The organism is Mucilaginibacter puniceus, assembly GCF_054783175.1.
Genome location: NZ_BAAGRB010000002.1, coordinates 526,040 through 549,772 on the forward strand (window position 1 = coordinate 526,040; position 23,733 = coordinate 549,772).

Here is a 23,733-nt window from a genome sequence, read left to right on the forward strand (position 1 = left end):
TTAGGCTCCTTTTTGTTTGATGTTGTACCATTTCCCTTTCCTCCGGCCTTTACTATTATGGCTTTTTTCCAAATCGTATATGGCTTAAATATTTGGCTGGTTACTACAATTGGCGTGTTGGGCTCTATTTTGGGTAGATATGTCCTTACCTTGTATATCCCTTTTCTTGCCGGCAGGATTTTTAAAAAAGCAAAGAATGAAGACGTACAATTTTTGGGCGAACAAATGAAAAAAACAGGCTGGAAAGGTCAGATGGCGATATTTGCCTACACCTTGCTGCCGCTGCCCACAACACCTTTATTCCTGGCAAGCGGTATGGCAAGAATAAACGCATCGCAAATAATTCCGATATTTTTTGTAGGTAAATTTACAAGCGATGCAATTTCCGTGCATTTGGGTAAATATGCATCAGAAAATGCCGCATCCATCATATCCGGAGGATTATCCTGGCAATCAATCACGAGTTTGGTAATAGGCTTGCTTTTATTGTCGGCAATATTATTTATCGACTGGCGATCGCTGATAAAAACAAAAAAATTCATATTGAAATTCAGTATATGGAAGACAAGAAAGGTTATTTGACGCGAATAGCAACTAATTGCTTAGAAAGTTTTTAACCTGTATTTTGACTACAATTCGTTCTTTCCCGACCAAGATTCTTTATGGGCAGCAATATTCCATTTAAATGATGCCGAATACAATATAGTATATGTAGTTTACCAATTGATGGTTTTGTAAACTATATATTAGTTGCAGGTTTACGAAAAATTAAACCTACGACAATGAAAAAAATAAAACTCATTTTAGTTTTGCTTAGCGTTTTTTGTGTAATAGCTAAAGCACAAAAAAAGCCAATTAATCAATCAGTTGACGAAAAAGGTAATTTCATAAGGTATTCTGCATCGGCGCTTGGCGGAGGCGGAGGCGGAGGTTTTGGTCTTACTATTGGTATTGATAAAAACACCAAATGGATAGAGTATCATAATATGCTTGCCAACCAACCCCTTAAAAACTATGTTTTTTTAAAAGGCACAAAAAAAGTAACAGTATTTGGATATATACCTAAAGATAGTGCCAGTTATTACCGCTACAATATTATTGAGAACAACAACAAACTACTGGCAACAAATGCGATACCTATTGTAAAAGGAAACGAGAAATCATGGGGAGCAAACAAAACCATTGAATTTGAACTGGGCGTATTTAATGTAGAAAACAAAATGCTAAATATTGAAACCTATAAAATAACCGCCCCTCACCTGGTTAAATCAACCATTATTTATAACAAGGAAATTGAATCCGCCAAAATTGAAATTGTATCTCGTGGCGTAACAGGTAAAAAGGGAGAAGGTGTAGAAATGGAGAACCAGAAAGATGGTTTTAAATTTAAGATACATGACACATTAACCGTTAGCGCACTTTATGTGGTAACAAAACCAAGTGATGTGACTTTTATATATACCGTATATATAAAAAATATAGCAACAGGTAAAAGTGAGTTGGTATCAAACAACTGGGAATATAATTATTTTCAAGGCCCAACAGGTAGTCTGCCGTTTATAAAGATCCATTCCACCTTTTTTAATGAACCCGGAGATTATGAGTTACAGATCATCCCCAAATTACCCGGTGGCTTCCGCATCAAATCTTTCCCCGAAAAAACTACAACTTTTCGCTTCACCGTTTTACCATCAGATACCGTTCTGGACCAAAAAACGGTTATCAAATATGTGATCATTGGGCTTGTGGTAATTACCTGTTTGGTCTTAATTATTTTTTATACGATCAGGACGCGCAATAAAAAGCTATTGGCCGAGCAGAAACAACAAAAGGATATGGCGCAGCTACAATTAGATGCCGTACGCTCGCAACTAAACCCGCACTTTTTATTTAATGCATTATCGGGCATACAAAACCTCATCAACAAAACAGATACCGACGAGGCCAACCGTTACCTCACCAAATTTGCACGCCTTACCCGCAACGTATTAAACAATAATGATCTGATCAATTTAAGCGATGAAAAAGCATTATTGGATGATTACCTGCAGATGGAACAAATGCGTTTCGGGTTTGATTATAAGATATCAATAGATCATAATCTGGAGACATCAAACATTCAGATACCATCAATGCTTTTGCACCCATTTGTGGAAAATGCCGTAAAACATGGACTTCCTAAGGATGAAAGTACGGGCAAAATTACTATTACTATGGCAACAAATGGCCCCGATCTTGAACTTAGCATTGCAGATAATGGTAAGGGATTTAATAAACAAAACGATGGCATAGGTTTACAACTCAGCAAAAAGCGCATAGCTTTGTTAAATACCATCTATAAGGATTCGCCCATCAAGCTGGATGTACAATCAGGCGCAGGTGGTACGGTAGTAAAGATCACATTAACCCATTGGTTATAAATGATACAGGCAATAATAGTTGACGACGAACCATCAAACATTGAAAACCTGCGGGCGTTACTTACAAAGCATTGTCCGCAGGTTAATGTTATGGGCACCGCAATAAATAACCATGAAGCTGCCGAATTAATTAATACCCACCTGCCCCACCTGGTTTTTCTGGATATTCAACTAAGGGATGATTCGGGTTTAAATTTATTGAAGCTGGTACACAACCGAACGTTCGAGGTGATATTTGTTACCGCTTATGATCAATATGGTATACAGGCAGTAAAATTTGCCGCGCTTGATTACCTTTTAAAACCTGTGGATATTGATGAACTGGTAGCCGCTGTTGCCAAAGTTGAAACCAAACTGAAAGAAAAGCAGCATAACCGGCAGCTGGATTTTTTAGTAAGCCACCTTAAAAAAGACGACAGCCTGCCAACTAAAATAGCTTTGCAACAACAAAAGGAAATAAGATATGTGGCTTTAACAGATATTGTGCGTTGCGAAGCAGACAACACCTATACATTTTTTTATTTACAAACGGGTGAAAGGATACTGGTATCAAGAGGATTGAAAGAGTATGCGGATATGCTGCCCACCAATAGTTTTTTACGGATACATCAAAGTCACCTGGTGAACATCAACTTTGTAAAAAGCTGGCTTAAGGAAGATGGCGGCGTATTGCTATTAACCAATGGCGATAAGGTGCCGGTTTCTCGTCCCAATCGCGAAAAAGTACGATCGGTATTGGAGGGTTAGTTAGTAATTCGGTTCTGAGTACTTCTAAAATCGACTGAACCTGATAAACATATCGCGCTTTTTTGTTTAGCAATGATAGCCGATCATCGGCTATTCAGATTTTCTTTCCTGACAGGTTTGTTTTTAACAAGACTTTTTAACAGTTGTTACCAATTAGTATTTATTATTCCGTACGGAAACTGATATTTTCGTTTTGTAAAACCTCACATCAAAATTATGAACTTACCCGAACTATATCCCGATTTTAAATATAGCCCGAGCCAATTGAGAAAGTTCATTGCAACCTCTGGCGTAGTTACACTTTTACTAATGGATGGCGGTATTGATCATTTTACCCCTAAAAACATAAGTGACTTTATAAATTGGCTATCTGCCCATCATGTGGAGAATTTGAAGGCAAAGTTTGACATTGTATAAATTTAGCCAACGGTGTGGTGATAACACAAGCCATAGGCTGCAAAGGCGTGCGGATTCGATTCCCGCTTTGAGTACAAGAACCGATCAGTAATACTGGTCGGTTTTTTTATTGGGTACAACTTAGGTAGAACATTACTTCTGAGAATATCTGATATGGTGTTTGATTTCAAAAATCAAAATCTTATTTACTAAGTTTTCTTCCATTAGTTCAACTACAAACTCATTAATTAAAATTTCATCCGTAGCCGTATTGATTTGTATTAGATCTGCGTAAGGTTTTTCAACTATTATTTTGGCTAACTCAATTGAAAAACCATTTTTGAGTAATGATATCACTAATGGGTCAGCACTACCATATTTAATACGCTCGTAGAAATTGTTTTCTATTAAACCAAGTTCAGCAAGGATATCTATATATTTAAGTAATTTGAACTCAACGTAATCTTGCTCGTCTTTAATTTTTAAAATAGCAAGATTAATACGCTCGCCATTAGATTTTGAATTTAAATTTATATAAAGAGGAATGTGATCAGTTTCGTTTCGTTTATCTTCTCCCCAGGTACTACCAAAGAAAATGACTTTGTTTTCAATTTTTTCCCAGTAGCCCATAAATTTCGCAATCATTTCTTTATAGGAACTGCTAGTTGTCCTCCAACTTAAAAACATAGAGTAAAAATTTCTTGTTTTTTCTTCTTGTAATCGAGAAACACTTTTGTCTGAATTTTCGATACCTGATATAAATATTTTGTAGATAGCATCTATAACATCGTTTGCATTATCTAAAGGTCTATTTTTAGGGAAAGCTTTATAATTGCTATCCAAAATATCCTCGACTTCTTTAATAATAAAATCTTCGACATTATTTTTGTAGCACAAACGACCAATTTCTGTTTTTGCGTATTCCACCTCTTCGTTAGCTACAGTGTTAGGTTCAATATTTTCTAAATATTCAATCGCGTCTTTGATATTCTGAGTTTCTTCGGGTGAAAGCTCAGAATTTGGGTCTTTTAGAAGTAAATTATCTACATCGTCTTTGAAGGTTATATCTGTTTTAGCCTTTTCAATAATGAATGTTTCGTGATTAGCATCTTTGTCTTCAAAACTTGACTTTAATAAATAAACTTCAGGTTCTAACATCTTTAAGTTCCCTGTCTCTCTATTAAAAATTTCACTGAATCGGCATACCCTACCAATTAAATTTCTAAACTGAGACTTACTAAATACACGTCTCCCAATTTTTGTTGTTAGCAAAAATATTTTTTCGGCTGGAATATTAACACCCTCCAAAAGTGTAGAATTGGTTACAATAAAGGTTAGAGCATTATTAGTAGTAAATACGTTTTCAACATATAACCTAATCAATTCGGGCATACCGCCATGATGATACACAACACCGTTTTTCAAACACTTTAGAAGCGTATATTCTGGGTGAAGAAAATCCGCGATAGTGGCTATTATGTCGGTAATTACTAAGCTCGTAGAATTTGAGTTAGCTTCAGAAAGATTTTTTGCGAATAACTCAACATGTCGTGGGCGGTTAAAATAAATAATATTTTTTTTAGCCTTATTCGCCATAATAAGTCCTAACTCGTCATGGTACTCTTTCGATTTGTAATCAAAAAACTGATTTAAAAACTGATCATATAGCCTTAATTTTCTATCAGTATGAAAATTGCACAAAAAGAACTTTTCAACCTTTATATTTTCTGCCGTTCGTTGATCCTCGATTTGATAGTCTGAGTATGGAATTTTAAGATTTTTACCATCCGAAATAAATGGCGAAAAGAAATTGAAAGTTATTTCTGGGTTTCGCTTTGTTAAAATCATTATGACCTGAGCAAGTAATATTCCACGGCTATCATTTTTTAATAAGTTATGTGCTTCATCAACCAATGCAACATCTATTACTAACCCTTCATTTTTCTGCAGTAATCGTAAAAGCCGTTCTTGCGTTAGGACTGCGACAAAGTTCGTTTCATCACCGCGATACATTTCTGGATGGCTTATTATTCTCCCTATTTCTGAGGCATAATCACTATCCAATAGTCGCCGTTTAGTTTGTGCTAATAAAGCTTTGCTAGGAACAATAATGCAAACCTTTTTTGCCAAATTTTGACCAACTTTATTTACAATTATTTCTGATTTCCCGTAAGAAGTAGGTGCAACTAAAACGTAGTTATTTTCATTGATCTTGGAATAATTAAATAGCTTTTTTTGTCCGTAAGATAAATAAATGCCTTTTTCCAAAAAATTATCTTGATATGCTGAGAAATATGAGTGAAAAAAATTATCCGAATAAGTTTTATTAATATACTTATCCTCAATAAATTTTGAAACCGGTATGTAACCTTTGTTTAAAGCGATGTCGTATAGTGGTTTATATCTATCAAATAAAATGGAGTACCTAAGAATTATATGATATCCAAATCTTTTTAAATTATCGTCGCCTAGGTTTAGAAAAAGCACTCCAATTTTAAGCAAATGAGTTTTTGATGTGTCATCAAGCACCTCTTTATTTTCTAAAATCAAGTTTTGATAGGCATTGTTAAAGGTTGTTGAGCCTATTTGATTTCGTAACTGCCTAATTGTAAATGCTTTTTCCATCATGTAGATATATGTTCACGCTCAAGAAAACTTGCAATTTTTTCAAAAGTCTTTTTCTGTATTGAAAACACCAAAGCGGCCTCATAATTATTCGCAAGAACTATATCATCATAAAAGGCTTTAACATTATTTACATCGATCGGCTCAGTTGGGCAGTGATACAACACGGATACTAAAATGACGTTGTGTTTGGCGGTTGGCTTATGATGGGGAGAGTCGTTATCTAGAAGGGCTTTTAGATTACTTCTCAATTTTTTATCCGCAATAATTAAGGTAACATCTGTCAGTGCTGATTCCCAAAGTGATTGACGCTTTTCGTCGAACATAACACTAATACTTGCGTCAGCTCTTTTCAATAATACGCTGTTATAGTCAGTAGAAGTTTCGGTTGGTTTTTCTTTTCCCCCTGATTTCACTTCTGAGTACCAAAGATAATTTGTGCCGTTTTGGTGATAAATTATATCAAATCCTTTTTTTATTGATCGATCCTCTTTGTTACGAAGAACAGACAAAGTTTTAAATTCGGTAAGTACATTATTGATTAAGATATGTGCGAGAAGTTCACCTATCATCCCTTTTTGTGTCTCCTCTGCCTTACTTTTATAACGATCTAAAAAAGTCCCTAAAGTCCGTTGATAGGTGTATATCTCAGGATCATTTTCAATCTCTGCGAAACCATTCCAAACACTGTTTAATTGTTCTCTAATTAAAGATTCCAATTCTGTATTAAAATTGTTAACCGTACAAACCAATGTTTGACCATCTCGATAAATATGAACGCCGGAAATACTAATCATTTATAAGTCTATCGGTTTAAACACTAATATCTATATTCATATATTAGATACGTCATAATACAATATTATTGATTTTAATAATATAACACGTTGGAATGGAGGTAATTTGTTTAAAAGATGTTGCTTTTTACGAATTCAGCCCATGGTCGGTGTTACCACCGCACCATTATGATTCAGCCTTTTTCATTTTACCCAACCATAAATACAAACACCATACACAGGTAACAATAAACACTATTATTATTGGGATGGTATACTGCTTAATAAAAGCGTGAAAATAACTACCAATTAAAACATAGGCAGAAGCTACACAAAGTTTAAGCGGGATAAATTCGGCATTTGACCACGCTGTTTTGATCTTAAAAAAATTCATAATGTTTTTTTTAATAAAGATCATTAATAGCAAATAATTATTTATTGACCACGGTCACATTCCTGACTGATGATCAGTAAATTAGCCGGTGATTTATTTAGCCAAAGTATATTCGCCCGAAAAATCGGTGGTTCTAAACATAAATTCATCATCCAGGTTCGGCCCGCCAACTCCTGCATTACCTGCTGGCTTAAGGGGTTCAAGTATCATTACCCTGCCTCCGGGCGGTGGTGGCGGAGGTAGCGTAAGCGGTTCTGAGTTTAGCTTAAAGTTATATTTAATTTTACCCGTACCGGCGACAGCTTGTACATAATTTAGCGGAATCTCCAGTTCGTAAGTATATCGTAACTTTTTATCGAAGGTTGCCCCTACCACTATATTTTGAGCATTATAAACCGGGATATATGGGTCATTGAGTTCGGGTATTCCGGTTACGTGTATTTGTTTATAGGTGGTTTTTAGCATATTATTGGTAAAAGCCAGTGCCGAATCCATTTTTGCTTTATTGGTGGTATCGCCATATAATATTTTATCCGTTCTCAATAAATTACCTTCAAGTATGTTTGGTCCATCCATACGCGTTTTAATGGCAGGATAAGTAACTGCTAATTTGGTTTTACCGGATGCGGGTACAATAGAAAAAGTGATACCCCCTCTGAATACTTTCGCGCTACCCAGTTTATCATCTGTTTGCAGGGCTAAATAAAGATTTTGGTCATCATTAGATACCGTATAATATACATGCTGACCCGAATTATAAGCCTGGAATTTGTCGTCCCACTCTGTAGCCCTCCCATCAATTTTGATATTGGCAGGTGCGCGTACAGCGGCGGTTTGTATTTTGGGTAGCTTTTGGGCTATTACATTGCATAGACTTATTATGTTAGCAACCAGTACTAAATAGATGGTATTTTTTAGCTTGCTCATATAAAAATCTGGTTTAGTAACAGCAAGCTAAAGAGTATTATTGAACATTGCAAGCATTTTTCAAAAAATAACTATAAAAATAGTTATCATACATCTATGCTGTTGTACCAATAAAACGATTGGGCAGAAAATATTGGCAAAACAGCTTAAATCATGGTTTACATAATTTTGCACCAATTTTACATAAATATTTGATAATCAATATATTATAAAATTATTTTTCCGAAATGTGTAAACCTTTGTAAACCATGATTTGGGGCCTATGATTGGTGCTATCGCAGCACTATTTACCTTACGCTATCGGTATGCAAAAATCAACAATAGCCTTTTTATCCGGGTGGTCGTTAAAGTTATTGTGGTACAGTTCAAAGATGTTACGGTCGGCTTTTTTATAGCCGTTCTCGTTCATCCATATAAACAAGCCCGTCCATGATTTTTCAAAGTCATCCAATACTATCTCAAAACTGCCTACTATAAACCGGCCCTTCTCTATGGTGGATAATTTAACTTCGCCCCCAGGCTTAACAGGTTGGTTCAGTACCATACAGGCCTCAGTCCTAACCTTATCGGCCTCGGTAACTTTAAAGCTGTCGTGGTAAATGGTAAGCATTTTGGTGTTTTCATTCAGCAGGCCCGGTGGCGCTGCCCAGCGCATCAGCTTTTGGTAAGCAGTCGCAATGTTGTTATGGCCAACGGCAGGCACACCTGCCAGCTCCATTTGTTGTATTTCCCTGATCTCAATTTTAGCATTCATTTGTATCCAGTTTTTAAGGTGAGTAATGGCACAAATGTATTGCTCACGGTCGGGATAGGTTTGACCATTCTTGCTATTCAGTTGGCGTATCTTGCTAAACCGGTTCGGGTTTTGCTTCCTGAATTCTGTGGGACTTACGCCGTAAAATTTTTTAAATGTGCGGGTAAATGTAGAGTTATCAGTAAAACCATACTTAAGGAATATCTCGCTTACAGCAATTTTTTTATGAAGCAGATCCAAAGCTGCCTTCTCCACCCTTCTGCGGGTAATATACTCATTAAGTGTCTCACCTGTGATGGCTTTAAATACCCGGTGAAAATGATAGGGTGAAAAATAGGCGATATCTGCAATGGTGGCTAACTGCAATTCGGCAACCAGGTTATTCTCGATATAATCAAAAACCCGATTTATCCTTATTTGATAATCTACTTGTACGTCGCTTTCGGGGTTAACCATTTATGTTCAAATATATAGATAGCTGTTCATTCTCCATTATTCGGTTTCAAAATGCTGCTTTAACTTTCTACCGCGTACAAAGACCTTAAGTCGTTGCCTTTTTAATGAAATATTGATATTTGTACGATCGTTCTCTTCGTGATGAGATTTATAAGCATTGATAATGTCTTTATAGCTAATTAACCCTATCACTTTGTTTTGTGATACCACGGCTAAAGCTTCAACTTCTTTTTCTGCCATATTCTCCACAGCTGTACGCAAACTGTCAGTACTTTTTACTGACTGATCGGAAGATAGTAGAATACTTTTCAAAGAATCTGCAGCATTAATATCATATTTATAAATATCTGCAAGATTTACTATACCCACATAATTACCCTTCTCTTCGGCCACGATAAAAAATTGAGTACCCGTATTTTTTGATTCAATAATGTTTCTTACCTCACTGATCTCTGATTCTGAGTTTAAAATAAGATCATTCGCGTTAGTAATTTCGGCAACTGTTAATTTACCCAGTATATCGGGTTCAAAAGAATCAGGGGTTGAAACGCCACGCCGTGCAATTTTCTCAGTCATTATAGTATTCTTCATTAAGAAGATGGAAACCAGATAAGAGGCGGTACATGCGCCCAGCAACGGCAGTAAAGCATTAAATTGTCCTGTGGCTTCTAAAGCAAATGCAATACTGGTAAGATATGCTCTGGACGCACCTGCAAACATAGCAGACATTCCGATTAACGCAGACATAGGAATACTAATACCGGCGTTAGGAAATATATGCATAATTATCGCTCCGCTAAGTGCTCCCCCTGCCCCGCCAATTGTTAGCAATGGTGCCAATGTGCCGCCTGAGGTCCCGCTTCCTAATGCTATAGCCCAGGATAAAAACTTAAAAAAGAACAACCGCAACATGAGTATAATAGCAACAGACCCCGAAAGCACACTTATTATATTGTCATAGCCCACACCCAGTGCATGTGGTGCTAAATAGCCAACAATACCCACTGCCAAACCACCTAATGCAGGCCACCACATCCAGTGTATTGGTATTTTCTCAAAAGCATCTTCTACCCAATAAACTATTTTAGTTACACCAATTGAAAGAAACCCTATAACCAAGCCTATGATGCTATATATGGCAAGCGCACCGTTATCCGGCGGATTTAAATTGAGCATGGGGAATACCGGGCCCGTTTCAAATAATAAGTGGTGCCCTGCCGCTCCTGTAATACACGCCAACGCTACCGGAAGTATTGACCTTGGTGAAAATTCAAAAAGCAATAACTCTATTGCTAAAAATATTGCTGCAATTGGTGTTCCAAATATGGCAGACATGCCAGCTGTTGCACCGGCAGCCAGAATGATCTTACGTTCATTGGATGTGATCTTAAATATTTGGCCAAGAGTTGAGCCAAGTGCACCACCTGTAGCTATAATAGGACCTTCAGCACCAAAAGGGCCACCTGTGCCAATGGCAATTGCCGAAGAAATTGGCTTCAATAGTGTAATCGATGGCTTGATTCGGCTTTGATTAGTTAATATCTGCTCCATTGCTTCCGGAATTCCATGCCCGCGTATAGCTTTTGAACCATACAACGCCATTATACCAACTATAAGTCCACCTACAGCGGGCACAATTATTACCCATGGACCTAACTGGTTTGTGGCCGGACTATGATAAGCTACTGACAAGATTCCAAAAAATGAAAGATTGGTAACAATGTTAATTAATGTGACCAAAAACTTAGCAATTAAACTAGTAGCAGCTGCAACTAAAACAGACAAAGTGCAAATACGTAATAACCTGCTTTTTGAAAAACTATTTCCCGAAGATGGTGAGTTTGCGCTAAGGTCGGATAATATAGGAGAAATAGGTATACCAGCTTGCTGCTGTTGGTCTTTCATAATTTTAAGTATATAATTTAACGAGTAATACTTACCCGATTTTGCAAAAGTACAAATTCTTAAAATCTAATTAACTCTAATTTATAAATAAATATGTCATGTGCAATGTTTTAATTCATTAAATACGTTATTATTATATAATAAAACCACATACGCAATGTACAGAAAAGTTAGTTTCATATTGGGGATAACCGGGATTGTCGCCATTATTATAGGGCAATTATTTTTCACTGATATCAGCACGCTCAATGCAGTTGATTCACACTCATGGGGAATAAGCTTAAATGGGATAAAATCTTTTAATTGGCCCGATTTCTTAGGTTTTGAAATGTTATCATTAGTTGCTATGATTTACTTTACAATTGATGAGCCTAAAAGACTTCAATTTTCTTAATTTAGGGCGATTTTGGACCTTCAATAATGGAAAAAACTAAGTATAAATGCGACTTGGGTACCTGTTTTTTATGCAAAACATGCATTAACGACTGGAAACCCGTTATTGAAACCAACAAGCAAAATTTCAGAATTAAAAAAGGCCAGGAAATATTTAAAGAAGGTGATTCAGTAACGGGAATATACTTTGTTTACGAAGGATATGTTAAGGTCCATAAAAAATGGGATAATGAAAAGGAATTGATTATCAGGTTTGCAAAAAAAGGCGACATTTTGGGCCATCTTGGTTTAGAAAGTAATAATATTTATCCTATATCTGCAACGGCACTAGATAACGTAACCGTTTGCTTCCTCCCTATGGAATTTTTTGAATCATCCTTAAATATTAATAATGGATTTACTATTAAGCTAATGCGTTTTTTTGCAAATGAGCTTCATAATTCAGAAAAGCGAATGCGTAACCTGGTTCATATGACTGTTAAAGGGCGTGTTGCCCAAGCTGTAATTACATTAAAAAAACAATTTGGTTTAAACACGAAAGGTGCCATTAATATAGAATTGGCCAAGCAGGACCTAGCTTCATTTTCGGGTGCGGCTTATGAATCTTTGTTTCGTACTATTAATGATTTGGTAGCAGAAAACATTTTAACAGTAGAAGGAAAAAGTATTTTTATAAAAGATGAATACAAATTATTGCAATTAATAACAAACAGCTAATACTAATGACCATTGCGCCAATAGAGCATCAAAATGGGTGTACATTAATCTAAGGATATTTGTTGTCGCTCACCTGTAGTGATAAACTTAAACAAACTTCTCTGCATAAGTTCTGTCCACGCTCCTTCGCACGAATCATAACATTCCATTTTTGGTGTTAATCCTTCATGGGTAAAACGCAACTCGGTTTTGTTATCTTTTTCGGCAATTTCAAAGATCATCCTGGTGCCAGTCCATTCGCTTTTATCATCAATGAAATTTAGCCGGCTTTCGGTAACCAGCCATACTACCTTTTTATCCGCTACCATTTCGGCCACCTTTTGTTTTGAATAATGCATATCCTTATACCGATATGTAAATTCATCGTTTAACTTTTCGGCATAGCCGGTAAACTCTCCGCTCCACCATTGCTGCGGTTGGTTTATAGCGCTAAAAACTTCTTGTGGTGTGTTATCTACCAGTATGGTAGTTGTAAAATCTTGTGTTTTCATATTAGTTGGGTAATTTGCTGTTTAATAGATTCTCCAGGTTTTTCAGTTTTGCTCCCCAGAACTGATCGAAGTAGTTTATCCATTTCTGCAGTTCGTCAAAGCCATCCTTTTTAAGGGTGCAATAGCGTTCGCGGCCTATATCTTTTATAGATATAAACCCGGCGTTGTGCAAAATCTTTATATGTTTAGAAACCGCAGGACGGCTCATGTCAAAATTATCTGCCAAGCTGTTGATGGTAAGGCTATCCTTTGATAGCAACATCAGCATTTGACGCCTGCTGGGGTCGCCTATTACCTGGAATACATCAAGTGCGGGTACTGCCATATTATTAAGCGTTTAATAGTTTTTCAATATTCTGGAATTTCTCCACCCAGCCATGGTTAAGGCCTTTGTACATATCAAAATTTTGTGGTTGCTCAAAGCCGCTATGCTCCAGATAAACCTGTGTGCCGTTGTCTTTGGTCTCTAATTGCCAAACCACAACCGATGTCAGGTCTATCTCTCCTTCTCCCGGTCCGCAGTTCCAGGTGTAGGATAACTTTTTAAAAGGTACTACTTCCAATACTTTGCAATAAAATATACCATCAAAATTAAGGTTGGGCTTACCGCCGGTTCTGAATTGAAACTCATGTCCTACTATGGGTAAAAAATCATTTTTCATTAACCATTGGCCCATTAGGTCGGCATTGGTAAAATATTCCCAAACGGTTTCGATGGGCTGAGCATAAAAAAAATCGTGTTTTATTGTCTGTTTCATAATAAGTAACTTTAAGGTTACTCAAATGTATACGTAACTTATGAGTTACGCAAATTTATTTTGAAAAATATTTGCGTAGTTATTTGACTACATATAAATTTGTAGTCAAATAACTACGCAATGAATTTAAGACGAGATGTATTCCAGGCTATTGCCGACCCTACCCGAAGGGCTATACTCCTGTTGGTTGCCTCACAATCAATGACGGCCGGGGCCATAGCAGCAAACTTTGATACAGCCAGGCCAACGGTATCTAAGCACCTGCAAATACTCACCGAATGTCAATTACTTCAACAAGAACAAAATGGCAGAGAGATTTACTATCATACCAACGCAAAAAAAATGAAAGACATAGCCGACTTTATAGAGCCATTTCGCAAAATGTGGGATGAAAGGTTTAATAAGCTGGAAGATGTAATGAAAAAATATAAAAGCAAATAATATGCAGCAAAAAACAAAGATTGATGCCGAAGAAGGCAAGCAGTACCTGGTTATAACCCGGCATTTTGAACTGCCTGTTGAACTACTTTTTAAAGCCTATGCAGAGCCCGAAATTGTGGAGCAATGGATGGGAACCAAAGTATTGAAACAGGAAAGTAAAAAGCATGGCAGCTACCAATTTGAAACATCAGATGCCAATGGGAACGTTGTATTTAGGGCCAATGGAACTATTCATGAATTTATAACTAACCAAAAGATAACAAGGACTTTTGAAATGGAGAACACTCCTTTTGATGTACAACTGGAGTTTTTAGAATTTGAGCACCTTACAGAAGATACCAGCAAACTTACCATGCAAATAGTATATAGATCTGTTGAATTGAGAGACCAAATGTTACTATTACCTTTTGCACAGGGCATCAATATGGCTCACAACCGGTTACAGGATATTTTTAGCAAAAAACAGTAGATATGAAAAAAAGAAATTCAATTATTTATTGGCTGGCTACCACTTTAATGTCGGTTGGTATGTTAGGAAGTGGCCTGGCGCAAATACTCCAGGCAAAAGATATGATTACCTTAATTACCCCTTTGGGTTATCCCTCATATTTACTTTACATTATAGGTACATGGAAACTACTGGGGGTAATTGCCATTTTAGTTCCAGGATTCAAATTAATTAAAGAGTGGGCTTACGCAGGTTTATTTTTTTTGATGACGGGTGCGCTTATTTCGCACCTGGCAAGTGGCGATGCCAGCTTAAAGGCTATTATAGGACCATTGATGCAAACTATTTTTATTATTTTGTCCTGGTATTTCAGGCCTGCCGATAGAAAAATAAGCGAACTTAATTAAGATGAATATTAGTAATCCAAAAGTTGATTTCATTTTTGAAAAACCACAACAGTGGCAGCAGGAGTTTAAACAATTAAGAAACATTGCTTTATCTACCGGGTTAAATGAAGATTTAAAATGGGGACAGGCCTGCTATATGCTTGGTAAAAGCAACGTTGTTTTAATACATGGCTTTAAAGAGTATTGTGCTTTATTGTTCTTTAAAGGTGCGTTGCTAAATAACGACCATGGCCTGTTAATTAAACAATCAGACAATGTACAGTCGGCGCGCCAAATTAGGTTCACCCATATCAAAGAGATAGAGGAACAGGCCTCGATACTTAAAAGAATTATCCATGAAGCCGTTGAAATAGAAAAAGCAGGCTTAAAGGTTGAATTGAAAAAAACCGAAGATTTTGAAACTGTGGCAGAGTTTCAATACAAGCTGGATAAAATACCTGAGTTAAAAACCGCTTTTGAGGCGCTGACTCCTGGCAGACAGCGTGCCTACAAGCTTTACTTTTCGCAAGCCAAACAATCAAAAACCCGCGAGGCAAGGGTCGAAAAATACATACCGCTAATACTTAACGGAAAGGGACTAAATGACTAAGCAATTATCACCCGATCAAAGTACCGAACTGCTAGGCATATTAAAAAACCGATTTGAGCAGAATATGAACCGTCACCCCGGTTTGGAGTGGGCAAAAGTACAGGCAAAATTGGAGGCTAAACCTGGAAAGCTATGGTCGTTAGACGAAATGGAATTCACAGGCGGAGAACCTGACGTAGTTGGCTATGATGAGAAAACAGGCGAATATTTATTTTACGATTGCTCGCCCGAAAGCCCTAAGGAGCGCAGGAGCCTTTGTTATGACCGTGCAGCTCACAATGCGCGCAAGGAACACAAGCCTACAAATACCACTATGGATGTGGCCGAAGAAATGGGTATTGAATTGCTAAACGAAGAAGAATATCGTTACTTACAACAATTAGGCAAGTTCGACCTCAAAACATCCAGTTGGGTAAAAACACCGGATCATATCCGCAAACTGGGCGGAGCTATATTTTGTGATAGGCGCTACGATACTGTGTTTACCTATCATAACGGGGCGGAATCTTATTATGCTGCGCGAGGATTTAGAGGTGTATTAAGAGTGTAATACATTAATCCAACACCTTTAATGTAGTACTGATAATATCGTCAAAAAAACTTTTATCCGTAGTTGATTTGGCGGTTACGCGCATACCATTAACTGTATTCACCATAAAATTTGCCAGTGTGTGTGCATCTTGCTTATTGGTTAGCTCGCCTTTATCCTGCCCTGTTTTAATGGTTTTATAAAAGGCATCAATAACCTGCTGTTCGCTTCTGCAAACAACGGCATAAACATCAGGGTCGGTACCTGCGGTTTCAATTTTGGCATTTACCATAAAACAACCTTTATGATCCTTGTCATTTACCAAGTTGTAAACCACCCATTCCATCAACTGCTTTAGTTTTTCTTTTGCAGATTTTGCCCCGGTTAAAATACGGCTTAACTCACTCCCGGCCGATTGTTCATAGCTTTCTAAAGCCTTTAAATAAAGCGTGTGCTTGTCGCCATAAGTATCATACAGGCTTGAGCGGCTTATACCCAAACCGTCCACCAGGTCCTGCATAGACGTACCATTGTACCCCTTATGCCAAAACAGGCATATAGCTTTGTTTAGTACTTCGTTCTCGTCAAAATCTTTCGTCCTTGCCATAGTAAAATAGCTTTGCCTGTTTAAGGCAAAGCTATTGATTTTTATTGATTTAAAGAGGCAGATTAACGTATGCCGCCGCTGGCAAGTAAAATTTCGCCGGTTAACCAACCTGAATCTTCAGAGGCTAAAAATGTAGCAATAGTTGCGATATCATTAGGCTGACCGATACGGCCCAATGGTGCTTGCTTCTCCGCTTCCAAATGGAAATCGCTGCCAATAAAACCGGCAGTATGGGTTCCCTCGGTTTCAACAATACCCGGGTTGATAGCATTAACACGTATTTTTTTATGGCCCAACTCCTTTGATAAAACCTGGGTAATGGAATCAACGGCTCCTTTAGTACCGGTGTAGACTGAACTTCCCGGAGGGGTTATCCTGGTTACGGTTGAACTGATATTGATAATACTTCCGCCTTTATCATTAAAGTTATTTACCGCGCCTTGTGTAGCTAACAGCAGGCCCAATACATTGGTGTTAAACTGGCGATGAAATTCTTCTTCGGTAATATCGGCCAAAGCGCCAAACTGGTAAACACCGGCATTATTCACCAACACATCTACGGCACCAAATGCCGCTTTGGTTTCGGCGTATAATCTTTCAACATCCGCTTTTTTGGCGACATCGGCCTGTACGGCAATAGCTTTACCGCCTGCGGCAACAATATCTTCAACTACTTTGTCTGCTCCTGCTTTAGCAGAAGAATAGTTTATGACTACGGAAGCACCGGCTGCGGCTAATTCTTTAGCAATTCCGGCTCCAATTCCTTTTGATGCTCCGGTCACTACCGCTACTTTATTTTCTAATTTTTTCATGTTATGAGATGATTATTTTTTTTATTTTGGAATAATCGTTCCGCAAATGTAAACACATATTGGAACAATCGTTCCGTTATTTTTATTTATTAGTTTTTGATGACAAATCCCCTAATAAAAAAGCCTGGTCCGCTATGGCGGATCAGGCTTTTTATGCTGTTAAATTGTAAACAGATTACAATTCTGTTATTTCAATTTTTCTATAATAAATTTCTGCCCCTTCTGATTGTACCAGTATCTTTCCTTCAGTTTCCGACGGTGATTCGGCCTCATTTACCACCACACCATTTACGATATATTGTATTTTTCCCTTATTAGCTATCACCTCTACACGGTTCCATTCGCCATTTGGTTTTTCCCCATCTTTTTTCTTTTGCACCCGGTTGTAATCCTTAGGTACTGTGCGCTTGCCATCAACAACTACGGTGGTATAATCAATCAGCCATATATCACCTACGTCCCCTTCCTGTATCTGGCACTCAATTGATTTTGGCCATACTTTATCCGCCGCGTTAGCAGGCACAAAAAAACATATACCATTGTCACGCTTTGTGGTATCAGCAGCCCTGGGTGCATACTTTTTGATTCCCCACTTAAACTCAACTACCAAATGAAAATCTTTGTAAGATTTTTCAGTGGCTATATAACCAAATTCCTGCCCGGTGATATGCAGCAGTTTATCGTGTACAGTAAATACTTTATCAGGATCATTATTTTTCCCCTTGCTATTAAAAAAGGTGTACCAACCCTTCAGGTCGGTGCCATTAAATAACGTTTGCACTTTAGCAACACTTTGCGCATTTACAAAATGTCCGGTAAATAAAAAGCAGGCTAATAATATTATTCTCATAACAAGTTGGTTTAATTGGTGTTATCAAATATATTTTATTTTTTCTCAATAATACTTTGAAATACAAAGTACTTTTATTTAATTTGTTTAACAATATAAATGAATAGATCATGAAAGAGGAAATACTGGCTAATTTGGACAAACCGACAGAACTTGAAAAACTGTACAGAAGCAATAAAGCAGCGTTTAAAGGAGAGTTTGGAACACTTTATCCCGGGATAAAAGGCAACTTACTTGCCGATGCCTGGAACGAAAGGCTCAAGTATGAAACCAATGATATTAATTGGGGCACAGGTAAAGAGTTATTAATCGTAATAATTGCCGCATTAATTGCCGGGAATATTGCAAAGCTTCCTGCTTACTTTGCTATAAACGAAGATTTCTTTTATCACCGCAATATTGGTTTTATTGTTCTTCCACTGCTAACGGCATACTTCGCCTGGAAAAACAAATTATCGACTCAAAAAATTGCTTTGATTGTTGGCGTAACCGTTGCCAGTATATTTTATATCAATTTACTGCCTGACGTTAAAAAAAGCGACACGTTAATATTAGCCTGCCTTCATTTAGGTTTGTTTTTATGGTCGATATTAGGTTTTGCTTTTGTAGGCAATAAAATAAATGATGATACCAAACGGATAGCCTTTTTAAAATATAACGGCGACCTTTTGGTGATGACCGGGCTTATCCTGATAGCGGGTGGGATCATGAGTGCTATAACCGTAGGGCTTTTCTCATTAATTGGTTTAAGGATAGAGGAATTTTATTTTAAGTATGTAGGCATTTTTGGACTTGCCGGGGCACCAATTGTGGGTACCTATCTTACTCAAACCAACCCACAATTGGTGGGTAAAGTTTCGCCGGTAATAGCCAAACTGTTTAGTCCGCTGGTATTAATTATGCTGGTAGCCTACCTTATAGCCATAGTGTACTCGGGCAAAAACCCTTATAACGACCGTGAGTTTTTAATGATATTTAACGCTTTGCTGATAGGTGTAATGGCCATCATTTTCTTCTCGGTTGCCGAAACATCAAAAACACCTAAAAACCATATACAGCTATGGGTGCTGTTCTTATTATCCGCAGTAACTATTATAGTTAATGGCGTTGCACTTTCGGCTATTATTGTGCGTATTAATGAATGGGGAATTACGCCAAACCGGGCCGCGGTATTGGGTAGCAACCTGTTAATTTTGATCAATTTACTATTGGTAACCGCGCAGCTTTTCAGAACATTATTCAAAAAGACAGACCTGTCCGGAGTAGAAAGAGCTATTGCCTTTTACCTTCCGTTTTATGCCATCTGGACTATCATCGTTACCTTTTTATTTCCAATGATATTTGGATTTAAATAACTTGTTTAGGATTTTTTCTTTTCAAAACAAGCGCGCTAATAAAGGCTATGGCAAGGCTTAAAGGGAAAACCTCTATGTAGGTTAATATTACTACCCAAACGGGACTTTTATATAGTTCTTTGTAGCTTTCAGTGTCTTGTTTTATTTTGGCTATTTCTTTTAAAGACGCACCATTTTTTATAGCATTTCTTAACTCCTGCACGGCATACTTATCCATAAAATCCGGAACATACAGATAATACATTATTAGCCAAACCACAACATAAATGGTTGAGCCGATTAAAGCAATTAAACCACCTGTTTTAAAAGCCTTCACTAATGAGATGGTACCATTCAGCTGTTTATCTCTATAATTTCTTATACCGAAATAAACTGTAGATAACATTACCAGCATCACCGCGAAACCCAAAAACATATTAGGCGTAAAATTAGGATCATTGTAGCACAGGTAAACCATATAAACCAGGTTTATAGAGAACAACACGCCCAGCAATAAACCAAATAGTAAAACAACACGTTTCATATTTTTTACGTTTTAGGATTTTATTTTTCTAATGTTTCGCGTTTACTCCAGCATTCATCTAAAGGGCCGCCGGTTGATTTTTCGCCTTTATGGCGCCAGTCGCCATCTACAAATGAATATTGAAAATTAAGAGTTTTGCCTACACTCTCGGGCGTTTTAGTAAAAAACTCCACCTGCTCTGTGTATTTTCCATCCTTCGCAGAGTAGCTACCGCCGCCCGCATTTATAAATTGTTTAGCTTCTACATTATAAGCTATCCAATGGAAACGCGAGCCCGCCAGCACCTTCATCGTTCTTCTTGGAAAAAACGGCGCAGGGCGTTTGCTTACTTTATCATTGGTGTAATTGCCGGTAATTATCCAGGCGCCGGTTAATTCGTTGGATCTATCCTCAGCAATTTTATTCCAGGTTTCTTTGGTTGCGGCCACAGTAAGTTTATTGCCTGCTAACGTGGCATCAGTAGTGATCTCCTTCCCTACCTGTTCAGGCTCTTTACTGTTCCATTCTATTTTTTGGATCAACTTATTACCGTCTACCCGCCAGGTACCACCATACGAGCTGATAAACTTTTTACCGGGGCCATCATAAGTAGCCACAGAAAATACCTTATCGGTATTGATCATTACGGTATGGTTATTTGCCGGACCATACTCCCACGCGCCTTTTAGGTCTTTGGAATCTATCGTGGTAGTTTTGAATGAGATAAATATCGCGGTTGCTGATATCGACACTAAAGTGACCAGTAAAAATTTAAGTTTTGCTTTCATGGTTCAATGACTAATTGGAACTTAAAATTAACACTTATTTTATGTTTAGCCAAGATAATCAATCATTTACCCATGTACACTCTCATATTCTTCTGCAGTAACCGGCGCTAACCATTTAACCGGCCCTTCGGGCGAGTTATTGGTGATGGCTATATGTATCATGCCACTATTTTTTGATGCGCCATGCCAGTGCTCAACGGTTGACGGAATGACTACCACATCGCCTTTGGCTAAAGGCCTTGCAGGTTTACCCTTTTCCTGGTAAAAGCCCTCACCATCAGTTACTAATAATATCTGCCCGGTAGCATGAGTATGCCAGTTGGTGCGGCCGCTCGGCTCAAACGATACATTGTTAACTATATATGTTCCGGTTTCATCCTGCGGTACTAAGGTATTCAACCAGGCAGTTCCTACAAAGTAGTCCGGGTTCACTTTATCGCCCTTAGGGAAAATGATATTTTTCATATTTAAAGATTAGGCACTAAATACCATACTAACATTCCGCTTACCGCGACAACAGCGATAGTAAGCAGCAATAGCAGGTTAAATGAAGGGGCAAAGCTTTGATGAAGCAATTGCTTTCTTATTTGACGGTACCGCAAAAATCCTATTAAAGCAGTAGCGGCACCAATTATTACTAAACTTATGCCAATGTATGCCGAAAACCCCTTACCCGGAACAACTGTTTTATCGGCAAGCATCAATGATAACTGCTTTACAAACAACGAAAACTTAACCACTACAAAGCCAAACCCCATTAAGGCAATACTGGTGCGTATCCAGGCTAAAAAAGTGCGCTCATTAGCCAGGTGGTCGGCAACATTAGGAACTGATTGAGGGGAAGTTTTTTTTGTTTCCATATTGAAAACTAATTTAATAAAAAGGGCCGTACAAATTGTACAGCCCTTTAATCTTTTTAAGTAAATAAGTTATTGCAGGGTTATAGTGCCCATATCTTTTACAGCACCGGTAGTAACAACTACACCGGTTACAGTTTTTGATATATAAGGACTAACCGGTACAACATCTACATTATAAGTACCAGCTGCTAAACCCGAGAAATAAAATTTACCTGTTGCATCGGCAATGGCTCCTACTGTATCAACACCTGCAATTGCGTATACTTTTGCTGAGGCTGCTGCGGGTGATACCATACCTGTTAAAGCACCAGAAGCGGCTTCGGCAATGGTACGGATAACCGGTTTTAAAATATATTTACCATTTCCGGTTAATACAATTGATTTTGCTGCATCAAAGTCCAAACGCAAGGTGTAAGCAACTCCGGGTGTTAATACATCCTGTACATTTAACTTAACACCGGATGTTTGTCCGCTTGGAGTGGTTAGGTCTTGCGAAACGCCACCAACCACTACACGGTTACCGGTTTCATTTAAAACTAACCTGATTTGTTGAATTTTTCCAGAGGGTATGTCCTGATCAGCAAGAATAGTGTCTTTACCCATCCTGAAGCGCAGGATATCAATAGGGCCACCACCAACGTTTAACGTGGTCTCGCCTTTATCTGTAATAACCACAACACTTTTAATGTTAACGATAACTGCATCAAATGCACCGGGAGCATCCGTCATTTTAACGGTTACGCGGGTAGTAGCTCCGCCGTCATTTTTTTTACAGGCATAAATAGTAAGGGTTAGGGCCAGGGCACATAATAGTAGCTTTTTCATGATAGATTAAATTAATTTTAGTTAAGTAACTCCATCATATCAAAAACAATACCCAATAAAACATATAGCTATAATATGTGCATATGCCCAATTTTACTGACTCCTATCCGGTACATTTGTGCACTATAAGGAACAATTTCGACTTATTATGCTAATATTATTTATTACAAAATAATATTATTAACTTATAATAATTATTTAGCATACCAGTCGCGCAGGCGCACATCAATGTTTTTATCCCCGGCATTAACCAAAGCTTTAAATGTATTGGTATCCTGTCCCCGATAATGGTACGGGTAAACCACTTTTGGTTTAAAAGCCAATACCGCTTTTGCCGCGGTAGCAACATCCATGGTATAAGGCAGGTTCATGCATACAAATGCCACATCAATATTTTTTAACGAGCGCATTTCGGGGATATCCGCCGTATCACCTGATATATACACCCGTTTGCCGCCAATAGTCAGCACATAACCATTACCCCTGCCTTTGGTGTGCATGGCCGTAGCCGATTCGGGCAAATTATACATCGGGATAGCGTCAATAGTAATACCGGATAACTGTATAGTTTTATCACCGTTATTCAAAATTACCAGTTTACTTTTATCGGTAGTGGCCGGCAATTTATCAGCCACCGCCTGCGGAACGACAATAACTGCCTTTGCGGTATTAACCGCCTCAATAGTTTTAGGATCAAAATGGTCGCCGTGGATATCGGTTATTAAAATCATATCCGGCGCAGTCATACCTTTAAAAGCATCTGCCCCGCCCGTTGGGTCAACATATATATTTTTACCCTGGTAAGTTAATACCAACGTAGCATGGGTAATGGGTTGTATAGTGATGTTATCCCCTGTTTTAACAGGCTCATGGTCGGCAGCAGGGCGTTGGGCATAAGCGAATGCTACGGCCATCGACAGCAATAAAGAAAGTGCAATTTTAAATTTCATGGTATTTATTT

Annotated in this window: 30 protein-coding genes; 12 read left to right on the forward strand and 18 right to left on the reverse strand. The window is 37.8% G+C overall.

Features of this window, described 5'->3' with window-relative positions; translation table 11 throughout:
* Nucleotides 1-57 precede the first annotated feature (57 nt).
* The 4 genes from ACYVJ6_RS09305 (at nt 58) to ACYVJ6_RS09320 (ending at nt 3,584) form a co-directional block, all read left to right on the forward strand.
* Nucleotides 58-582, forward strand: a complete 525-nt coding sequence (locus ACYVJ6_RS09305; RefSeq protein ID WP_460693782.1) for a hypothetical protein — start codon at nt 58-60, stop codon at nt 580-582.
* A 200-nt stretch (nt 583-782) separates the two neighbouring features.
* The gene (locus ACYVJ6_RS09310) at nt 783-2,420 is read left to right on the forward strand and encodes a sensor histidine kinase (RefSeq protein ID WP_460693783.1); all 1,638 of its coding nucleotides are present in this window, start codon (nt 783-785) and stop codon (nt 2,418-2,420) included.
* Nucleotides 2,421-3,167, forward strand: coding sequence for a LytR/AlgR family response regulator transcription factor (locus ACYVJ6_RS09315; RefSeq protein ID WP_460693784.1), 747 nt, complete (start codon nt 2,421-2,423; stop codon nt 3,165-3,167).
* Nucleotides 3,168-3,383: 216 nt separating this feature from the next.
* A complete protein-coding gene (locus ACYVJ6_RS09320) occupies nt 3,384-3,584 on the forward strand; it encodes a hypothetical protein (RefSeq protein WP_460693785.1) in 201 nt (66 codons plus the stop codon).
* 132 nt (nt 3,585-3,716) lie between these two features.
* Here ACYVJ6_RS09320 and ACYVJ6_RS09325 read toward each other — a convergent pair whose 3' ends face one another.
* From ACYVJ6_RS09325 to ACYVJ6_RS09350, 6 genes are all read right to left on the reverse strand, one after another.
* The gene (locus ACYVJ6_RS09325) at nt 3,717-6,191 is read right to left on the reverse strand and encodes a DEAD/DEAH box helicase (RefSeq protein ID WP_460693786.1); all 2,475 of its coding nucleotides are present in this window, start codon (nt 6,189-6,191) and stop codon (nt 3,717-3,719) included.
* Nucleotides 6,188-6,985: a Hachiman antiphage defense system protein HamA gene (locus ACYVJ6_RS09330; RefSeq protein ID WP_460693787.1), complete on the reverse strand. Its 798-nt coding sequence runs from the start codon at nt 6,983-6,985 to the stop codon at nt 6,188-6,190. The genes ACYVJ6_RS09325 and ACYVJ6_RS09330 overlap by 4 nt, the downstream gene beginning before the upstream one ends.
* A 166-nt stretch (nt 6,986-7,151) precedes the next feature.
* Nucleotides 7,152-7,358, reverse strand: coding sequence for a hypothetical protein (locus ACYVJ6_RS09335; protein ID WP_460693788.1), 207 nt, complete (start codon nt 7,356-7,358; stop codon nt 7,152-7,154).
* 93 nt (nt 7,359-7,451) lie between these two features.
* The gene (locus tag ACYVJ6_RS09340; RefSeq protein ID WP_460693789.1) at nt 7,452-8,285 is read right to left on the reverse strand and encodes a hypothetical protein; all 834 of its coding nucleotides are present in this window, start codon (nt 8,283-8,285) and stop codon (nt 7,452-7,454) included.
* Nucleotides 8,286-8,577: 292 nt separating this feature from the next.
* A complete protein-coding gene (locus ACYVJ6_RS09345) occupies nt 8,578-9,495 on the reverse strand; it encodes an AraC family transcriptional regulator (RefSeq protein WP_460693790.1) in 918 nt (305 codons plus the stop codon).
* 36 nt (nt 9,496-9,531) lie between these two features.
* Nucleotides 9,532-11,400: a chloride channel protein gene (locus ACYVJ6_RS09350; RefSeq protein ID WP_460693791.1), complete on the reverse strand. Its 1,869-nt coding sequence runs from the start codon at nt 11,398-11,400 to the stop codon at nt 9,532-9,534.
* Between the two features lie 157 nt (nt 11,401-11,557).
* On the opposite strand from ACYVJ6_RS09350, the gene ACYVJ6_RS09355 reads away from it, so the two are divergent.
* Nucleotides 11,558-11,794: a hypothetical protein gene (locus ACYVJ6_RS09355; protein WP_460693792.1), complete on the forward strand. Its 237-nt coding sequence runs from the start codon at nt 11,558-11,560 to the stop codon at nt 11,792-11,794.
* A gap of 26 nt (nt 11,795-11,820) precedes the next feature.
* A complete protein-coding gene (locus tag ACYVJ6_RS09360; protein WP_460693793.1) occupies nt 11,821-12,510 on the forward strand; it encodes a Crp/Fnr family transcriptional regulator in 690 nt (229 codons plus the stop codon).
* A 44-nt stretch (nt 12,511-12,554) separates the two neighbouring features.
* Here the strand turns inward: ACYVJ6_RS09360 and ACYVJ6_RS09365 are convergent, their stop codons facing one another.
* The 3 genes from ACYVJ6_RS09365 to ACYVJ6_RS09375 are packed head-to-tail and all read right to left on the reverse strand — an operon-like array spanning nt 12,555 to nt 13,759.
* Nucleotides 12,555-13,001, reverse strand: coding sequence for an SRPBCC family protein (locus tag ACYVJ6_RS09365; RefSeq protein ID WP_460693794.1), 447 nt, complete (start codon nt 12,999-13,001; stop codon nt 12,555-12,557).
* A 1-nt stretch (nt 13,002) separates the two neighbouring features.
* The gene (locus ACYVJ6_RS09370) at nt 13,003-13,326 is read right to left on the reverse strand and encodes an ArsR/SmtB family transcription factor (RefSeq protein ID WP_460693795.1); all 324 of its coding nucleotides are present in this window, start codon (nt 13,324-13,326) and stop codon (nt 13,003-13,005) included.
* A gap of 4 nt (nt 13,327-13,330) precedes the next feature.
* Nucleotides 13,331-13,759 (reverse strand): SRPBCC family protein, encoded by a 429-nt coding sequence (locus tag ACYVJ6_RS09375; RefSeq protein WP_460693796.1) that lies wholly within the window; start codon nt 13,757-13,759, stop codon nt 13,331-13,333.
* A 120-nt stretch (nt 13,760-13,879) separates the two neighbouring features.
* On the opposite strand from ACYVJ6_RS09375, the gene ACYVJ6_RS09380 reads away from it, so the two are divergent.
* Genes ACYVJ6_RS09380 through ACYVJ6_RS09400 form a run of 5 tightly spaced genes read left to right on the forward strand, consistent with a single transcriptional unit; the run spans nt 13,880 to nt 16,194 of the window.
* Nucleotides 13,880-14,200: an ArsR/SmtB family transcription factor gene (locus ACYVJ6_RS09380; RefSeq protein ID WP_460693797.1), complete on the forward strand. Its 321-nt coding sequence runs from the start codon at nt 13,880-13,882 to the stop codon at nt 14,198-14,200.
* Between the two features lies 1 nt (nt 14,201).
* Nucleotides 14,202-14,669 (forward strand): SRPBCC family protein, encoded by a 468-nt coding sequence (locus ACYVJ6_RS09385; protein WP_460693798.1) that lies wholly within the window; start codon nt 14,202-14,204, stop codon nt 14,667-14,669.
* Between the two features lie 2 nt (nt 14,670-14,671).
* Nucleotides 14,672-15,055 (forward strand): DoxX family protein, encoded by a 384-nt coding sequence (locus ACYVJ6_RS09390; protein WP_460693799.1) that lies wholly within the window; start codon nt 14,672-14,674, stop codon nt 15,053-15,055.
* 1 nt (nt 15,056) lies between these two features.
* Entirely contained in the window at nt 15,057-15,644 is a 588-nt protein-coding gene (locus ACYVJ6_RS09395; protein WP_460693800.1) for a YdeI/OmpD-associated family protein, read from the forward strand.
* Complete coding sequence (locus ACYVJ6_RS09400) at nt 15,637-16,194, forward strand: DUF4256 domain-containing protein (RefSeq protein WP_460693801.1); 558 nt, start codon at nt 15,637-15,639, stop codon at nt 16,192-16,194. Before ACYVJ6_RS09395 ends, ACYVJ6_RS09400 begins: the two co-directional genes overlap by 8 nt.
* Nucleotides 16,195-16,198: 4 nt before the next feature.
* Here the strand turns inward: ACYVJ6_RS09400 and ACYVJ6_RS09405 are convergent, their stop codons facing one another.
* The 3 genes from ACYVJ6_RS09405 to ACYVJ6_RS09415 form a co-directional block, all read right to left on the reverse strand.
* Nucleotides 16,199-16,780: a TetR/AcrR family transcriptional regulator gene (locus tag ACYVJ6_RS09405; protein WP_460693802.1), complete on the reverse strand. Its 582-nt coding sequence runs from the start codon at nt 16,778-16,780 to the stop codon at nt 16,199-16,201.
* Nucleotides 16,781-16,842: 62 nt separating this feature from the next.
* The gene (locus tag ACYVJ6_RS09410) at nt 16,843-17,592 is read right to left on the reverse strand and encodes a glucose 1-dehydrogenase (protein WP_460693803.1); all 750 of its coding nucleotides are present in this window, start codon (nt 17,590-17,592) and stop codon (nt 16,843-16,845) included.
* 175 nt (nt 17,593-17,767) lie between these two features.
* Nucleotides 17,768-18,442, reverse strand: coding sequence for a 3-keto-disaccharide hydrolase (locus tag ACYVJ6_RS09415; RefSeq protein WP_460693804.1), 675 nt, complete (start codon nt 18,440-18,442; stop codon nt 17,768-17,770).
* 110 nt (nt 18,443-18,552) lie between these two features.
* Between ACYVJ6_RS09415 and ACYVJ6_RS09420 the strand changes: the two genes are divergently transcribed.
* Complete coding sequence (locus ACYVJ6_RS09420) at nt 18,553-19,797, forward strand: hypothetical protein (RefSeq protein ID WP_460693805.1); 1,245 nt, start codon at nt 18,553-18,555, stop codon at nt 19,795-19,797.
* Here the strand turns inward: ACYVJ6_RS09420 and ACYVJ6_RS09425 are convergent.
* The 6 genes from ACYVJ6_RS09425 to ACYVJ6_RS09450 all read right to left on the reverse strand — a co-directional run bounded on the left by ACYVJ6_RS09425 (nt 19,790) and on the right by ACYVJ6_RS09450 (nt 23,722).
* On the reverse strand, nt 19,790-20,320 hold the full coding sequence (locus tag ACYVJ6_RS09425) for a DUF4199 domain-containing protein (RefSeq protein WP_460693806.1): 531 nt from the start codon (nt 20,318-20,320) through the stop codon (nt 19,790-19,792). The two genes, ACYVJ6_RS09420 and ACYVJ6_RS09425, sit on opposite strands and share 8 nt — an antisense overlap.
* Before the next feature lie 20 nt (nt 20,321-20,340).
* Nucleotides 20,341-21,087 carry a hypothetical protein gene (locus ACYVJ6_RS09430; protein WP_460693807.1) on the reverse strand — a complete coding sequence of 249 codons (747 nt, stop codon included), beginning with the start codon at nt 21,085-21,087 and terminating at the stop codon, nt 20,341-20,343.
* Nucleotides 21,088-21,153: 66 nt separating this feature from the next.
* Nucleotides 21,154-21,552, reverse strand: a complete 399-nt coding sequence (locus ACYVJ6_RS09435; RefSeq protein WP_460693808.1) for a cupin domain-containing protein — start codon at nt 21,550-21,552, stop codon at nt 21,154-21,156.
* 2 nt (nt 21,553-21,554) lie between these two features.
* Nucleotides 21,555-21,947 (reverse strand): YidH family protein, encoded by a 393-nt coding sequence (locus ACYVJ6_RS09440; RefSeq protein ID WP_460693809.1) that lies wholly within the window; start codon nt 21,945-21,947, stop codon nt 21,555-21,557.
* Between the two features lie 69 nt (nt 21,948-22,016).
* Nucleotides 22,017-22,772 carry a DUF4382 domain-containing protein gene (locus ACYVJ6_RS09445; protein ID WP_460693810.1) on the reverse strand — a complete coding sequence of 252 codons (756 nt, stop codon included), beginning with the start codon at nt 22,770-22,772 and terminating at the stop codon, nt 22,017-22,019.
* A 194-nt stretch (nt 22,773-22,966) separates the two neighbouring features.
* A complete protein-coding gene (locus tag ACYVJ6_RS09450) occupies nt 22,967-23,722 on the reverse strand; it encodes an MBL fold metallo-hydrolase (RefSeq protein ID WP_460693811.1) in 756 nt (251 codons plus the stop codon).
* Nucleotides 23,723-23,733: the final 11 nt, after the last annotated feature.

Excerpts from the sequence above, each read along its gene's own strand:
- ACYVJ6_RS09305 (WP_460693782.1), top strand. The coding sequence starts at position 58 with ATGGCTTTTTTCCAAATCGTATATGGCTTAAATATTTGGCTGGTTACT.
- ACYVJ6_RS09310 (WP_460693783.1), top strand. The coding sequence starts at position 783 with ATGAAAAAAATAAAACTCATTTTAGTTTTGCTTAGCGTTTTTTGTGTA.
- ACYVJ6_RS09315 (WP_460693784.1), top strand. The coding sequence starts at position 2,421 with ATGATACAGGCAATAATAGTTGACGACGAACCATCAAACATTGAAAAC.
- ACYVJ6_RS09320 (WP_460693785.1), top strand. The coding sequence starts at position 3,384 with ATGAACTTACCCGAACTATATCCCGATTTTAAATATAGCCCGAGCCAA.
- ACYVJ6_RS09325 (WP_460693786.1), bottom strand. The coding sequence starts at position 6,191 with ATGATGGAAAAAGCATTTACAATTAGGCAGTTACGAAATCAAATAGGC.
- ACYVJ6_RS09330 (WP_460693787.1), bottom strand. The coding sequence starts at position 6,985 with ATGATTAGTATTTCCGGCGTTCATATTTATCGAGATGGTCAAACATTG.
- ACYVJ6_RS09335 (WP_460693788.1), bottom strand. The coding sequence starts at position 7,358 with ATGAATTTTTTTAAGATCAAAACAGCGTGGTCAAATGCCGAATTTATC.
- ACYVJ6_RS09340 (WP_460693789.1), bottom strand. The coding sequence starts at position 8,285 with ATGAGCAAGCTAAAAAATACCATCTATTTAGTACTGGTTGCTAACATA.
- ACYVJ6_RS09345 (WP_460693790.1), bottom strand. The coding sequence starts at position 9,495 with ATGGTTAACCCCGAAAGCGACGTACAAGTAGATTATCAAATAAGGATA.
- ACYVJ6_RS09350 (WP_460693791.1), bottom strand. The coding sequence starts at position 11,400 with ATGAAAGACCAACAGCAGCAAGCTGGTATACCTATTTCTCCTATATTA.
- ACYVJ6_RS09355 (WP_460693792.1), top strand. The coding sequence starts at position 11,558 with ATGTACAGAAAAGTTAGTTTCATATTGGGGATAACCGGGATTGTCGCC.
- ACYVJ6_RS09360 (WP_460693793.1), top strand. The coding sequence starts at position 11,821 with ATGGAAAAAACTAAGTATAAATGCGACTTGGGTACCTGTTTTTTATGC.
- ACYVJ6_RS09365 (WP_460693794.1), bottom strand. The coding sequence starts at position 13,001 with ATGAAAACACAAGATTTTACAACTACCATACTGGTAGATAACACACCA.
- ACYVJ6_RS09370 (WP_460693795.1), bottom strand. The coding sequence starts at position 13,326 with ATGGCAGTACCCGCACTTGATGTATTCCAGGTAATAGGCGACCCCAGC.
- ACYVJ6_RS09375 (WP_460693796.1), bottom strand. The coding sequence starts at position 13,759 with ATGAAACAGACAATAAAACACGATTTTTTTTATGCTCAGCCCATCGAA.
- ACYVJ6_RS09380 (WP_460693797.1), top strand. The coding sequence starts at position 13,880 with ATGAATTTAAGACGAGATGTATTCCAGGCTATTGCCGACCCTACCCGA.
- ACYVJ6_RS09385 (WP_460693798.1), top strand. The coding sequence starts at position 14,202 with ATGCAGCAAAAAACAAAGATTGATGCCGAAGAAGGCAAGCAGTACCTG.
- ACYVJ6_RS09390 (WP_460693799.1), top strand. The coding sequence starts at position 14,672 with ATGAAAAAAAGAAATTCAATTATTTATTGGCTGGCTACCACTTTAATG.
- ACYVJ6_RS09395 (WP_460693800.1), top strand. The coding sequence starts at position 15,057 with ATGAATATTAGTAATCCAAAAGTTGATTTCATTTTTGAAAAACCACAA.
- ACYVJ6_RS09400 (WP_460693801.1), top strand. The coding sequence starts at position 15,637 with ATGACTAAGCAATTATCACCCGATCAAAGTACCGAACTGCTAGGCATA.
- ACYVJ6_RS09405 (WP_460693802.1), bottom strand. The coding sequence starts at position 16,780 with ATGGCAAGGACGAAAGATTTTGACGAGAACGAAGTACTAAACAAAGCT.
- ACYVJ6_RS09410 (WP_460693803.1), bottom strand. The coding sequence starts at position 17,592 with ATGAAAAAATTAGAAAATAAAGTAGCGGTAGTGACCGGAGCATCAAAA.
- ACYVJ6_RS09415 (WP_460693804.1), bottom strand. The coding sequence starts at position 18,442 with ATGAGAATAATATTATTAGCCTGCTTTTTATTTACCGGACATTTTGTA.
- ACYVJ6_RS09420 (WP_460693805.1), top strand. The coding sequence starts at position 18,553 with ATGAAAGAGGAAATACTGGCTAATTTGGACAAACCGACAGAACTTGAA.
- ACYVJ6_RS09425 (WP_460693806.1), bottom strand. The coding sequence starts at position 20,320 with ATGAAACGTGTTGTTTTACTATTTGGTTTATTGCTGGGCGTGTTGTTC.
- ACYVJ6_RS09430 (WP_460693807.1), bottom strand. The coding sequence starts at position 21,087 with ATGAAAGCAAAACTTAAATTTTTACTGGTCACTTTAGTGTCGATATCA.
- ACYVJ6_RS09435 (WP_460693808.1), bottom strand. The coding sequence starts at position 21,552 with ATGAAAAATATCATTTTCCCTAAGGGCGATAAAGTGAACCCGGACTAC.
- ACYVJ6_RS09440 (WP_460693809.1), bottom strand. The coding sequence starts at position 21,947 with ATGGAAACAAAAAAAACTTCCCCTCAATCAGTTCCTAATGTTGCCGAC.
- ACYVJ6_RS09445 (WP_460693810.1), bottom strand. The coding sequence starts at position 22,772 with ATGAAAAAGCTACTATTATGTGCCCTGGCCCTAACCCTTACTATTTAT.
- ACYVJ6_RS09450 (WP_460693811.1), bottom strand. The coding sequence starts at position 23,722 with ATGAAATTTAAAATTGCACTTTCTTTATTGCTGTCGATGGCCGTAGCA.